Consider the following 12,810-nt stretch of genomic DNA (forward strand, 5'->3'; position numbering starts at 1 on the left):
CGTGGCAACGGACGTCCTGATTATTGGCGGGGGCCCTGTCGGATTGTTCCTCGCAGCCCTGCTCCTCCAGGACGGCGCCAGCGTCAGGGTGCTTGAACAGCGGCGCTCGAGGAACCTGCACACCCGCGCCATCGGCATCCACCCGCCCGCCCTCGAGGCGTTGCACCAGGTAGGGATTGCCGGGTCCGCAGTGCAGGACGGGGTCCAGATCCGGGAAGGGATGGCGGTCAGCGGCCGGAAGACCGTTGGCACGATGTCCTTTGGCGCAGTCTCCGATGCGTTCCCGTTTGTGCTGGCCCTGCCCCAGTACCGCACCGAGCAGCTCCTGGAGGAGCGTGTCCGCCAGCTTGACGGGGAGGCAATCGTCCGGGGCGTGCAGGCCTTGGAAGTTACGGACGACGGCGGCCACGTCACCGTTGTTGGGCAGGCCTGCGGACCGGCCGGGCGCCGCGAGGTGAAGTTCGGTGCGTCCCTCGTGGTGGCGGCCGACGGCGCGCGGTCCCGGGTGCGCAATCTTCTCGGCGTTCCTGTGGAGAGCAGGAGCTACCCCGACCACTATCTGATGGGCGATTTCCTGGATCCGGGGCTCCATGGCGAAAAGGCGGTTTTGTTCCTTGAGCCCGGTGGAATCGTTGAGTCATTCCCCTTGCCCGGGGGTATCCGGCGGTGGGTGGTGCGGCTGGGCCGTCCCGCCGGCAGCGCCGGTCCTGTCCAGCTGGCGGAGCTGGTGCGGGAACGCACCGGGATCCTTCCGGACGCTCGGACCAGCACCATGCTGAGCGCGTTCAGCGTCCGGTCCGCCCTAGCCCGCACGATGGCCGCTGGACGGATTGTCCTGATCGGAGACGCAGCACACGAGATCAGCCCCATCGGCGGCCAGGGCATGAACCTCGGCTGGCTGGATGCCCAAGCCCTCTCCCCCATCATCCTGTCGGCGTTGTCGGGCGGCCAAAAGGACTCGGCGGCCCGGCAGTTCAAGGAGTTCGACACCTCGCGGCGTCAGGCGGCCATAGTGGCCAGGCGCCAGTCTGAAATCAACATGATGCTGGGCCGGCCGCTGCCGGAGCCCCTGCTGGCCCTGCGGAACCTGGGAATCCGCGCCGCTGCCGCCAGCCCGGCCGTCAATCTCTGGGTTGCCCGGCGCTTTACCATGCAGTCACTGGCACGCGGCCGGCTCCCCAGCAGCGCCTACCGGTAGTAGCAGTCGTAACTGTCCTGGCTGACAATCAACCCCTCGCGCACCTCAAAGACTGAAGACGTCCTGGCCCGGATGGTTTCACCCCGGTCCCAGTAGCGGAGGTCCATCGCAACCGTCGCGGACCAGTCGGCTTCGACAACCACGCGGCCGCCCTCGCAGGTGGTCCGCCGGATGACAAACTCCTGGTGGGACACGACGTCGGAGCTTTGGTCCGCTCCCTGCAGGACTTCGGTCAGTGTCCGGGTGGAACCCTCGGGCGCCAGGAGGTGCGGCGCTTCCACCAGCACAAACGAGTCTGCAAGGAAAGGCCGGATTCCGGCGGCTCCCCCGCCGGCTTCGATGACACGAATGAACCCCAGGACACAATCCAGGGGTGAGGTTTGCGGTGCGGGCTCGTGCCGCGGCAAAGGATCAGGCATGGGATAGACACTAGCTGAGCGTGCATGTGGCGGCAGGCCACTAGGCTTTGCTCATGAGCCAGAGCACGCCCGGGACAGACCTCACTGCCGAACAAATCCGCGAAACCGTGGAGCAGATCCTCGCCGCCGGGACGCTTCCGCCCATCGTGCAGGCAGGCCACCCCGCCCTCCGCCAGCGCGCCGCAGCATTTGACGGGCAGCTCTCCGGCGAACTGCTCACCAGGCTGATCAACATCATGCGCGAGGTGATGCACCAGGCGCCCGGTGTGGGCCTCGCAGCGCCGCAGCTCGGGATTCCCCTGCAGCTGGCGGTCCTCGAGGATCAGTACGACGTCGATCCCGAAGCCGCTGCCCTTCGGATACGGAACCCGCTGGAGTTCCTGGCCGTCGTGAACCCCCGCTATACGCCGCTCGGCTCCGGGTTCGCCGCTTTCTACGAAGGTTGCCTGTCGCTCAACGGCCTGCAGGCCGTGGTTGCCCGCCACGAACAAGTACTGCTCGAATTCCAGACCCCGGACGGGGCGGCCGCGCGGCGGGAGTTTTCCGGCTGGCAGGCCCGGATTGTGCAGCATGAGACGGACCATCTGAATGGTGTGCTGTACGTGGACCGTGCCCAGTTGCGGTCCCTCAGCAGCAACGCCGAATATGCTGCACATTGGGCCGAAGCAGGCATCAGCAGGGCGCAGCAGGGGCTGGGTTTCGACGCCCGACCGGCCGGGATCAGCCGCAGCTGACCCTCCCGCCGCGCACCTGCGCCGAAGAAAGGGCGCCAGCAGCGCCATAGGATTGATCCCATGCCCTCCACCACGGACCTGCCGCTGCTGTGCCCGGTGTGCTCCCATCCCTTGGACCTTCTGACAACGGAAACCGGCCAGGGCCGCCTGGCCTGCCCTTCCGGTCACAGTTTCGATGCCGCGCGGCAGGGATACTTCAACCTGCTGGTGGGTAAGGGGACGGCCTTCGAGGCCGACTCGGCCGCCATGGTCCAGGCCCGCGCCGACTTCCTGGGGAACGGCCATTACGGGCCCCTCGCGCACGCGGTGGCAGCCGCCGTCGTACCCTTCCTCCCGGCGGACGGCGCTGCCGTCCTGGATTCTGGAACGGGGACGGGACACTACCTTCGGGCCCTGTTGGATACTGCGGCAGCGGAGGGCCGGAACGTCGCTGCCCTTGGCCTGGACATCTCGAAGTTCGCCCTCCGCCGTGCCGCACGGCTTAACCCGGAAGCTGTGAACCTGGTCTGCGATATCTGGCAGCCCTTACCGCTGGCAGAGGACGCCGTGGATGCCGTCACCGTGATCTTTGCCCCGCGCAACGCCGCAGAATTCGCCCGTGTGCTGCGGCCGTCCGGGCGGCTGGTGCTGGTGACTCCCCGCGCCGGACACCTGGCCTCCCTTGCGGCCGTGACCGGCATGCTGGGCATCGAGGAGGGAAAGGAAGCGCGGCTCGCCGAAGCAATGGGCGGCCATTTCGACGCCGATACAACCGTCGACGTCGACGTCCCTTTGGCGCTGACCCGGCAGGCTGCCGCGGACCTTGCGTTTATGGGACCGGCAGGTCACCACCTGGATAGGACGGCCCTTCAGGACCGGCTTGGAAGTCTCCCGGAGCCGATCATCTCGGACGCGAAATTCCAGCTGATGGTCTTCCGCCCCAGGAAACACGCCGCCGGGTAACGAGTTGGCCACTATCCTCCGGCCACCACTATGAGCCTGCCCACACCTGGGCAAGCGAGCACTAAGATTGTAGGACAGTTACTGGCGGGTGCGCGTCCGCGGCTCCCCGTAGCAAAGGGGGAGAACTTGTTCGAATGGCTCGGGGAAAACTGGTGGGCGCTGTGGCTCACGGCTTTCCTGGCGTTTGCAGTGATCGAGATGATCACGCTTGACCTGTTTTTCATCATGCTTGGCGGGGGTACCCTGGCCGCACTCGTGGCCGACTTCGCAGGCGCAGACCTGTGGCTGCAGATCGTCGTGTTCTGCGTGGTGTCACTGCTGATGATCGCCTTCGTCCGGCCCGTGGCCCTCTCCCACCTGAAGAAGGGCCCGTCGGACCAGCGGACCAACGTGGACCGGCTGATCGGTGAACAGGCTCTGGTGATGGAGCCCGTGACCTCGGACAGCGGCCTGGTCAAAATCGGCGGTGACATCTGGACTGCCCGTTCTGCCGGCGGGGTCCTGGCCGCCGGTCAAAAAGTTGTGGTCTCCGCAATCGACGGGGCCACCGCAGTGGTGTCAGCCCCGACCGGTTCCGCGGCCAGTCCAGATACTGCCTGATCAATTGGGGAACGAGGAGATGTATGGATAACGCCGGAGGTACTGCATTGGCCATTGTGCTGGTAGTCCTGATCGTGTTTGTGATAATCGTGCTGGTCCGTTCGGTGCGGATCATTCCGCAGGCGCGCGCGGGCGTGGTGGAACGGCTGGGCAAGTACCAGCGCACGCTGAACCCGGGACTCACCATCCTGATTCCGTTTGTGGACCGGCTCCTGCCGTTGCTGGACCTGCGCGAACAGGTGGTGTCATTCCCGCCGCAGCCGGTCATCACCGAGGACAACCTGGTGGTTTCCATCGATACCGTGGTGTACTTCCAAGTCACGGACCCGCGCGCCGCCACCTACGAAATCGCCAACTACATCCAGGCGGTGGAGCAGCTGACCACCACAACCCTGCGCAACGTGGTTGGTGGCCTGAACCTTGAAGAGGCACTCACCTCGCGTGACCAGATCAACGGCCAGTTGCGCGGTGTGCTGGATGAAGCCACCGGCCGGTGGGGCATCCGTGTTTCCCGGGTGGAGCTGAAGGCCATTGACCCGCCCCACTCCATCCAGGACTCGATGGAGAAGCAGATGCGCGCCGAGCGGGACCGACGCGCAGCCATCCTGACCGCCGAGGGTACCAAGCAGTCTGCCATCCTGACCGCCGAGGGCCAGCGGCAGGCGTCCATCCTGGCTGCGGAAGGCGATGCCAAAGCGGCCATCCTCCGTGCCGACGGTGAGGCCCAGGCCATCCAAAAGGTGTTTGATGCCATCCACAAGGGCAACCCGGACCAGAAGCTGCTGGCGTACCAGTACCTGCAGACCCTTCCGAAGCTGGCGGAGGGTTCCTCGAACAAGCTGTGGATTATCCCCAGCGAAGTCGGCGAAGCCCTCAAGGGCATTGGCAGTGCCCTGGGTGGAACCACCGCTGAAACCGGGGTCGCCGGCCTGTTCGATGAGGTGGGAACCAAGCCCTCAGAACCCTAGGCTGCCGGGCCAGCCAAGCGATGGAAGGGATCCGCAGTCCACTGCGGATCCCTTCCATTTTGGTTGACATGGCATGGTACGCGTATAATTGGGTATTTGTCTGGCAGGAGTAGATCCGCTGGAACAACCAAGCTTCGCAATGCGTTGAATCTAAGGATGCAGCACAGTGCACAGAGTAGTCCGGAGGCGCTTGGCGCCACCGGCTAGCGCGGGTTCTACACCGCGAACCGACCAGAGGGAGAAATCATGAGCGATCGCAGCCTGCGGGGCATGCGCCTTGGCGCGCAGAGCATGGAGACCGAGTCCGGAGTTGAGCCGGCTCCGCGCCAGCGCGTCGAGTACCGGTGCGAAGACGGCGAGCAGGTCTTTGTCACCTTCTCCTCCGAAGCGGAGATTCCTCCGGTATGGGTTTCCAAGACCGGCAAGGAAGCGCTCCTGGTTGACGGCGAACGCCCGGACACCAGCAACGACAAAGCTGTCCGTACACACTGGGACATGCTGCTGGAACGCCGCTCCCTGCCGGAGCTGGAGCAGATCCTCGAGGATCGCCTCACCATCCTGCGTGAACGCCGTGGTGAACGCCGCTCCGCGTAACACCCGAAAACAGCAAAGGGGCCGTCCCGCACAGTGTGCGGGACGGCCCCTTTGTTTTTCGTAGGGAATGGCTACTGCCGTGCTGTTGCCTTGCGGGTGAGGGTGTTCCAGCGGGCCTGGAGTCCCCACTTGGTGACGTTGATCATGGCTTCGACCACGATGTTGCCGCTCATTTTGGAGGCGCCGAGTTCGCGCTCGACGAAGGTGATGGGGCGTTCCTCGATCCGAAGCCCCATCCGGGCCACCCGCCAGGCCAGGTCCACCTGGAAGCCGTAGCCCACCGAGTCCACCTGGTCCAGGTTCAGCTTTTCAAGGGTGGTCCTGCGGAAGGCCCGGTAGCCGCCGGTGACATCCTTGATCTTCAGGCCCAGCATCAGCCGGGCATAGGTGCTGCCCACCCGGGAGATGGCCTGCCGGTAGAGGGGCCAGTTCACCACGCTTCCGCCGGGGACCCAGCGCGAACCCATGGCCAGGTCGGCGCCCTGGTCGATGGCTTCCAGCAGCTGGGGCAGCTGTTCGGGCTGGTGGGAACCGTCGGCGTCCATCTCAACCAGCACGTCGTATCCGGCGTCCAGGCCCCACTTGAAACCGGCGATGTAGGCGGCGCCCAGGCCTTCCTTGCCCTTGCGGTGCAGGACATGGACCTGGGAGTCCCCGGCGGCGATCCCGTCGGCGAGCTGGCCGGTGCCGTCGGGGCTGTTGTCATCCACTACCAGCACGTCCGAGGCCGGGACGGCTGCACGGAGCCGCTGCAGGGTGATGGGCAGCGATTCCAGCTCGTTGTAGGTAGGGATGATCGTAAGGACGCGCACAGAGAGCCTTCCTGGTGGGAGCAGTCGGTGCACCCGCTGGCCAGCGAAACCGGCGGCGGGCGCAGCTACCCATTATAGGGCGCCGGACAAACGGGTCAGGAACGCAGGGCAGGACTGGAGTACAGCTCCATGCCGTCGCGCACCGTCTGCAGGCATACCGGATCCGTACCGGTGTCCAGTGCCGGCAGCAGGGGTGTCCGGGCCCGGGGGTCGGTGCTCCACGACTGGACCCGGCCATCAGCCACCTGGACCATCAGTTCTTCAACCTCCCAGACGGCGAAGCTCGCCGGAGCGCCCGGCACCAGCTGGCCCGCCATCGGGTTGGGATACCTCGCCGCCCGCCACCCGGCCCGGGTGTGGCCCAGGAACGCCGCACGCGCCGAAATCCGTTCGTCCGCATTGTGGTGCTCCAGGCAAGCCCTGACGCTTGACCACGGCCGTAGCGGCGTCACAGGGCTGTCACTGCCGAAGCACACCGGAACTCCCGCCGAATACAGGCTCGCGAACGGGTTCATGGACTTGCTCCGCCCGCCCAGCCGCTTCTCGTAAAGACCACCGGAACCACCCCAGGCAGCATCAAATGCAGGCTGGGCACTGACGGTCACCGAGAAGCGCGCCAAAGTTTCCACCGCGGCGGCGTCCACCATTTCCACATGTTCGAACCGGTGGCCCGCAGCCCTGACCCGCTGCTCCCCCACCTCGCCGGCCGCAAGCTCCAGCGCCTGCAGTGCAGCGTCCAGTCCGGCGTCACCAATGATGTGGAAGCCGCCCTGGATACCGGCCAGCGAGCATGCCGCCAGGTGGGCTGCGGCCTCCTCCACACTGAGGTACAGGCTGCCGGTTTCATCGGGGGCGTCAGTGTAGGCGGACCGAAGGGCTGCCGTCCGGGACCCGATGGAGCCATCGATGTTGAGGTCGCCGGCCAGGCCGCGGACACCTGGGCCAAGCTGGTCAAGGATCGAGCGGGCGTGCTCTTCGGACGACGCAAGCTCGCCCCAGTACGGAAGAACTTCAGGCGTTGGACTGCCCTCACGCTCAAGGTTGTTCCAGGTACGGGCCACCCGGAGATCCCCGGCGCCCCCAATGTGCGGAGCGCCGATCTCCACGAGGGCCACGTAGCCGTGCGATGCGGCCTCCGCCAGGGCACGCTGCTGATGCCGGCGCAGCACGTCGTCGGGGAGCCGGCGGGTCGCCTGCCTGGCAGCTGCGTGGGCTGCCCGCGTGACGCGCGCACCGCCGTCGTAACCGTCCAGGCCGCGAAGGGCGGCGGCGCCCGCCAGCGACGGCGATACCAGTGCAGAGTGCACGTCCACGCGGGAGAGGTAGACCGGCCGTCCCCCAGAAGCCCGTTCCAGTTCCTCCGCACCCGGCAGCGCACCATCTGCCCAGGTGGTGTCATCCCAGCCGTGGCCAAGAACAGGACCGTCACCTGTGGCCGCGGCCACCGCGTCGAGGAGTTCCCTGGCCGAAGAAACGCCTTGCAGCGCCAGGGAGTCCAAGGCCAGGCCGGACTCTGTCAGGTGCACATGGGAGTCAACGAAGCCCGGCGCCACCAGGGCCCCGCGGAGGTCGATGATCTCCATGGAGCTGTCCGCGATGGAGGATGCTGCCTGCTCCGACCCCACCCATGCCACCGTGTCACCGTCCACCAGCATGGCCGTGGCGAAGGGGTCGGCCGCCGTGTAGACGGATCCGTTCCTGTAAAGCACTGGTTTGGGCTTCTGGCGCGGTTCGGGCTGTGGCGCAGGGGTGGGCATGGGCGGACAAACTCCTAAGGGTCAGTGGGCCGGCGGCAGCCGGCAAAGGAAATTAGAGGACAGAGGAATACGCCACGACGCCGCGGCGGATGAGTGAGATGGCCTCCGAACAGAGGCGGGCCAGGCGGGGTTCGAGGCCGGGGATCTTCGCGAGCTGGTCCAGCAGGTCAACCACCTGCTTCACCCACCGCACAAAGTCACCGGCGGCGAGGTCGGTCCCGCTCAGGACGTCCTGCAAATGCCGGCCGCGGGCCCACTTGTAGAGCGGCCACACGAGGCCCAGCTCGGGCTCGCCGGTCAACGGCAGTTTGTTGTCCTCTTCCACGTCCTCCAGGGCGGACCATTCCCTGACCACAATGTCCACCGAAGTTTCCAGGGAGATGCTGGGCATCCGGGGCCGGAGCCCCCGGTCCTCACGCTTGGCCTGGTACACCAGGACGCTGGCAAGGGCAGCGACTTCAACGGCATCGAGGTCATCGAAGGCACCCAGCCGCAGGGACTGTGAGATCAGCAGGTCCTTCTCGCCGTAAATCCGGCGCAACCGCTGGCCATCCGGGCTGATGATCAGCCGGCCGTCACCGGCGGGTTCGAGGTAACCATAGGAGGACAGCACGTCGCAGACGCGGTCAAACGTCTTGGCGATGGTGTTGGTGCGGCCCTGGATCTGCCGGACCAGTCCGTCGGTCTCGCGCCGGAGCTTCCACCAGCGTTCGGACCAGCGGGCGTGGTCCTCGCGTTCGCTGCAGCCGTGGCAGGGGTGCGCGCGGAGCGCACGGCGGAGTTCTGCGATGCGCTTTTCCTGGTTGGGCAGGGCCGTGGCGAGGCCAAAATCATTGTTGCGGTTGTTGCCCGGGGCGGGCGGACGGTTCTCCCGCAGCGCGTTCCGCGCCGAGGAGGCCAGGTCCCGCCGCGACTTGGGAACTTTGGCGTTGAAGGACTTGGGGATCCGGATACGGGTGACCGGTGAGATGGGCCCTTCCAGGTCGTCGTTCCCGATCCGGCGCAGCTGGTTGTCCAGCGTCAGTACGGCAGGCCGGGGCTCCCGGCTGCTGTGGTCGGAGCTGAGCACAATGGCCGGCCCGGGCGCCCTTCCACCGGGGACATTGACCACGTCGCCGGGAAGCAGACGGGCCAGCGAATCATCGTTGAGCGATTTGCGGGCCCTTGACTTGGTCCGCGAGGTGACGTTTTCGGCGTCGGACAATTCGCGGCGCAACCGGGCGTACTCGGTGAAGTCCCCAAGGTGGCAGGTCATGGACTTGGCGTACCCGGCCAGCGACTCCTCCCGGCTGCGGACCTGCTTTGCCAGGCCGACCACGGACCGGTCCGCCTGGAACTGGGCGAAGGAGGATTCCAGGATCTCGCGCGCCCTGGCCCGGCCGAACTGGGCCAGGAGGTTGATGCTCATGTTGTAGGTGGGGCGGAAACTGGAGTTCAGCGGGTAGGTGCGCCGGGACGCCAGGCCGGCAACCGCCGTCGGGTCCGTCCCCGGCTGCCACAGCACCACAGCGTGGCCCTCGACGTCGATGCCGCGCCGTCCGGCGCGCCCCGTCAGCTGGGTGTACTCCCCCGCAGTGATGTCAACGTGCGCTTCACCGTTGAACTTGTCCAGCTTCTCCAGCACCACCGAACGGGCCGGCATGTTGACGCCCAGGGCCAGGGTTTCGGTGGCGAAGACCGCCTTGACAAGTCCGTCGGCGAAGAGTTTCTCCACCACTTCCTTGAACGTGGGGAGCATCCCGGCGTGATGGGCAGCGAAGCCCCTCAGCAGCCCGTCACGCCAGGTCCAGAAACCGAGGACGTCCAGGTCATCCGGCGGGATGTCATGGCCGGCCTCGTCGACGCGCTGGGCGATGATCCGCTGTTCTTTCTCGGTGGTCAGCCACAGGCCCGAGCCGACGCATTGGGCCACGGCGGCATCACATCCGGCGCGGGAAAAGATGAACGTGATCGCGGGCAGCAGGTCCATCTTGTCCAGGCTCGCGATCACCTGGGGCCGGCTGGCGGGGCGCACACCGCGCTCGTCGCCGCCGCGACCGGGCCGCTCGTTCCCGCGCCGGCCGCGCTGTCCCCTGCCGGCGGGACCGGACCTGGCCCGGAAACTCTGCATGCTTTCGCTTCTGGCCACAGTCAGGAGGTCCGGGTTCACATCGAAGCCCCTCCCCCTGGGGTTGTCGTTCCTGCTGTCCCGGACCGTTGCTTCCCCGGCGAGGGCCCCGGCTTCAGCATCGACCGGCGGGGCGATCTCGTCGAAAGTGGTTTCCCCGGCGAAAAGGTCCATGATCTGCCGGCCCACCATCACGTGCTGCCACAGCGGCACCGGCCGGTGTTCAGAAACAATGATGTCCGTGTCGCCACGGACGGTATCCAGCCAGGCGCCGAACTCCTCGGCGTTGGAAACGGTGGCGCTGAGGGAGGCCACCTGCACCTCGCTGGGCAGGTGGATGATGACCTCTTCCCAGACGGCGCCGCGGAAGCGGTCAGCCAGGTAGTGCACCTCATCCATCACCACGTAACCCAGGTCATCCAGGGTGGCCGAATCCGCGTAGAGCATGTTCCGCAGGACTTCGGTGGTCATTACCACCACCGGAGCGTCGCCGTTGATGCTGGTGTCCCCTGTCAGCAGGCCCACGTTCTGGGCGCCGTACTTCTCAGTCAGCTCGGTGAACTTCTGGTTGCTGAGCGCCTTGATGGGGGTGGTGTAAAAGGCTTTAAGGCCGCGCTGCAAAGCGAGGTAGATGGCGAACTCGCCAACAATCGTCTTGCCGGCCCCGGTGGGCGCTGCCACCAGGACTCCCCGGCCCTCCTGCAGCGACTTGCACGCCTGGCGCTGGAAGTCATCCAGTTCAAAGTCCAGGGTCCTGATGAAGGAGCCTAGATAGGTGGCTGCTTCTGCCCTTCGTTCAGCGCTGGCGCGGTATCTTTCGGCGGGAGAAAGCTCCTCAGGATCGCTGGGTCCGGCGGAGGTTGGACCAATGGAGAACGGCCCGGTATTGGAGGACATATACCAAGCCTAACGGGCGCCTAGAGGTTCTTCAGCTCACTGCCCGGGGTGGCGATGTCAGCTGTCGCGTCGGTCTCGGCCATCCGCTTCGCCTGGCGGCGTTCACGGCGCTTGTCATTCATCAGGCAGATGCCGATTGCGGCGAAAAAGAGCACCAGAAGGGGGCCGGCCAACATAAACATCGAAATGGCATCCGCCCCCGGGGCGGCGATAGCGGCAAGGACAAACACCAGGAAAACGGTGATGCGCCAGGCCTTCAGGATGGTGCGGCCGGAGATAATGCCGGCCATGTTGATGCCCACCAGAACCACGGGCACCAGGAAGGCGACACCCAGCACCAGCACCATCCGGGTCACGAACTCGATGTACGTCCGGGCGTCGATGACACTGGAGGAGCCTTCGGGTGTGAACTGGGTCAGGGCATGGACCACTTGGGGCACCACGAGCCAGCCGGCGTAGATGCCTGCCAGGAACAATGGGACCGCAGCCGCCATGTAGCCCAGCGTGTAGCGGCGCTCCTTCGATGTCAGGCCCGGGGTGATGAAAGCCCAGAGCTGGTAGATCCAGATCGGGCTGGAAATGACCACGCCGATAAGCAGGGACATTTGGAGCTTGAAATCAAACGGGGACGCAATGCTGCCGAAGTTGATGGCAGCAAGCCCGCCGGTCTGCTCCGAGATCCGGTTGACCGGCTCGGCCAGTGCCTTCAGCAGCGGATCGTAAAGTATCCAGCCTCCGATGCCGCCAATGACGACGCCAATAGCCGACTTGATCAGCCGGTTCTTCAGCTCTTTGAGGTGGTCCCAAAGCGCCATGCGCCCTTCGGGGTTGGCTTTACGGGACCGCGACAGTGCCACTGGGGTCAGGCGCGGTTCGACGGCGGAACGTCAGTGCCGTCTGTCGGCTCGCCGGGCTTCGCCTTGGGGTGGTTGACGATGGTGCCTTCCACCGGGCCTGATGCATCGGTGGTGTCCGTCTTGCCGTCGTTCTTCATTTCCTTGACCTCGGATTTGATGATCCGCATGGACTGGCCAAGGCTGCGCGCCATGGCCGGAAGCTTGGGGGCGGCGAAGAGAAGCAAAGCGACGATGATGATAATAACAATGGGCCAGGGGCCATCAAAGAGTCTTCCCACGGGAAATCCTTTCCTCTAAATACATCCTACTTCTATGTGAAGTCGAGATCGCCGAGGGCCTGCGGCTGGCCCCGGTCCGTCTTGCGCTGCACCCGCCGAAGGCGGCGCTGTTCCCGGCGGGACGACTTGGATGCCTCGTAATCATGTCGCATGACGGCGGGCGAGGCAAAAACGGCGGAGCCCGGCTGCGGCCCGGCAGGGTCGGGACCGGCGGGGGGTTGCCCGCTGGGGGCGATGTGCCCCAACTTTTCCCCTGCCGCACTGAGGTCCTTGACGGTCGCCATGAACTGGCGGAACAGCCGGATGCCCAGCAGGACATAAAAAAGCAGCGACAGCGCAACAAGCGCCACCCATATCAGGATCCAGGACCACCAAGGCATGCTGAGAAGTCTAGCTGTACTAACCCGGTTGGTTGGTGACACGGCTGACCGGTGAGGCGCCTTTGAGTGCGGTGTGGGGCCTGTGGTGATTGTAGTACTCGATGAAGTTGGGGTAGCAGGCTTGGCGTTCAGTTTCTGAGGCATAGGCCTTGGCGTAGGCCCACTCTTCTTGTGGGGTTACCCGCAAATCGTGGACAGTTGATCAGGCGGCTTGTGCCGGCTGAAGTTTATTGCTGGTAAGGAACTGTTCGTGTTCTACCGGCGTGG

Annotated in this window: 14 protein-coding genes; 6 read left to right on the forward strand and 8 right to left on the reverse strand. The window is 65.6% G+C overall.

Features of this window, described 5'->3' with window-relative positions; genetic code table 11:
* Position 1: 1 nt before the first annotated feature.
* Positions 2-1,198, forward strand: a complete 1,197-nt coding sequence (locus tag BMX78_RS12990) for an FAD-dependent oxidoreductase (RefSeq protein WP_091419984.1) — start codon at positions 2-4, stop codon at positions 1,196-1,198.
* On the opposite strand, the gene BMX78_RS12995 is transcribed toward BMX78_RS12990, so the two are convergent.
* The gene (locus BMX78_RS12995; RefSeq protein ID WP_091419986.1) at positions 1,189-1,617 is read right to left on the reverse strand and encodes a nuclear transport factor 2 family protein; all 429 of its coding nucleotides are present in this window, start codon (positions 1,615-1,617) and stop codon (positions 1,189-1,191) included. The two genes, BMX78_RS12990 and BMX78_RS12995, sit on opposite strands and share 10 nt — an antisense overlap.
* Before the next feature lie 53 nt (positions 1,618-1,670).
* Here BMX78_RS12995 and BMX78_RS13000 point away from each other — a divergent pair, with 53 nt between their 5' ends.
* The 5 genes from BMX78_RS13000 (at position 1,671) to BMX78_RS13020 (ending at position 5,455) form a co-directional block, all read left to right on the forward strand.
* On the forward strand, positions 1,671-2,351 hold the full coding sequence (locus BMX78_RS13000) for a peptide deformylase (RefSeq protein ID WP_091419987.1): 681 nt from the start codon (positions 1,671-1,673) through the stop codon (positions 2,349-2,351).
* Positions 2,352-2,411: 60 nt separating this feature from the next.
* A complete protein-coding gene (locus BMX78_RS13005) occupies positions 2,412-3,293 on the forward strand; it encodes a putative RNA methyltransferase (protein WP_091419989.1) in 882 nt (293 codons plus the stop codon).
* A gap of 126 nt (positions 3,294-3,419) precedes the next feature.
* Positions 3,420-3,893, forward strand: a complete 474-nt coding sequence (locus BMX78_RS13010) for an NfeD family protein (RefSeq protein WP_091419991.1) — start codon at positions 3,420-3,422, stop codon at positions 3,891-3,893.
* 23 nt (positions 3,894-3,916) lie between these two features.
* The gene (locus tag BMX78_RS13015; RefSeq protein ID WP_091419993.1) at positions 3,917-4,861 is read left to right on the forward strand and encodes an SPFH domain-containing protein; all 945 of its coding nucleotides are present in this window, start codon (positions 3,917-3,919) and stop codon (positions 4,859-4,861) included.
* A gap of 246 nt (positions 4,862-5,107) precedes the next feature.
* Positions 5,108-5,455 carry an RNA polymerase-binding protein RbpA gene (locus BMX78_RS13020; RefSeq protein ID WP_013600997.1) on the forward strand — a complete coding sequence of 116 codons (348 nt, stop codon included), beginning with the start codon at positions 5,108-5,110 and terminating at the stop codon, positions 5,453-5,455.
* A gap of 71 nt (positions 5,456-5,526) precedes the next feature.
* On the opposite strand, the gene BMX78_RS13025 is transcribed toward BMX78_RS13020, so the two are convergent.
* The 7 genes from BMX78_RS13025 to BMX78_RS13055 form a co-directional block, all read right to left on the reverse strand.
* Positions 5,527-6,267 carry a polyprenol monophosphomannose synthase gene (locus BMX78_RS13025; RefSeq protein ID WP_091419994.1) on the reverse strand — a complete coding sequence of 247 codons (741 nt, stop codon included), beginning with the start codon at positions 6,265-6,267 and terminating at the stop codon, positions 5,527-5,529.
* Between the two features lie 95 nt (positions 6,268-6,362).
* The gene (locus tag BMX78_RS13030; RefSeq protein ID WP_091419996.1) at positions 6,363-8,024 is read right to left on the reverse strand and encodes an amidohydrolase; all 1,662 of its coding nucleotides are present in this window, start codon (positions 8,022-8,024) and stop codon (positions 6,363-6,365) included.
* A 52-nt stretch (positions 8,025-8,076) separates the two neighbouring features.
* Complete coding sequence (locus BMX78_RS13035) at positions 8,077-11,028, reverse strand: DEAD/DEAH box helicase (protein ID WP_091419998.1); 2,952 nt, start codon at positions 11,026-11,028, stop codon at positions 8,077-8,079.
* Between the two features lie 20 nt (positions 11,029-11,048).
* Complete coding sequence (tatC, locus tag BMX78_RS13040) at positions 11,049-11,843, reverse strand: twin-arginine translocase subunit TatC (RefSeq protein ID WP_091420000.1); 795 nt, start codon at positions 11,841-11,843, stop codon at positions 11,049-11,051.
* Between the two features lie 47 nt (positions 11,844-11,890).
* Positions 11,891-12,163, reverse strand: a complete 273-nt coding sequence (gene tatA / locus BMX78_RS13045; RefSeq protein ID WP_091420002.1) for a Sec-independent protein translocase subunit TatA — start codon at positions 12,161-12,163, stop codon at positions 11,891-11,893.
* A 32-nt stretch (positions 12,164-12,195) separates the two neighbouring features.
* A complete protein-coding gene (locus BMX78_RS13050; RefSeq protein ID WP_091420003.1) occupies positions 12,196-12,543 on the reverse strand; it encodes a hypothetical protein in 348 nt (115 codons plus the stop codon).
* Positions 12,544-12,562: 19 nt separating this feature from the next.
* Positions 12,563-12,730, reverse strand: a complete 168-nt coding sequence (locus tag BMX78_RS13055) for an integrase core domain-containing protein (protein ID WP_170850804.1) — start codon at positions 12,728-12,730, stop codon at positions 12,563-12,565.
* Positions 12,731-12,810 lie beyond the last annotated feature (80 nt).

It is taken from the genome of Arthrobacter sp. OV608, assembly GCA_900110595.1.
GTDB lineage: Bacteria > Actinomycetota > Actinomycetes > Actinomycetales > Micrococcaceae > Arthrobacter.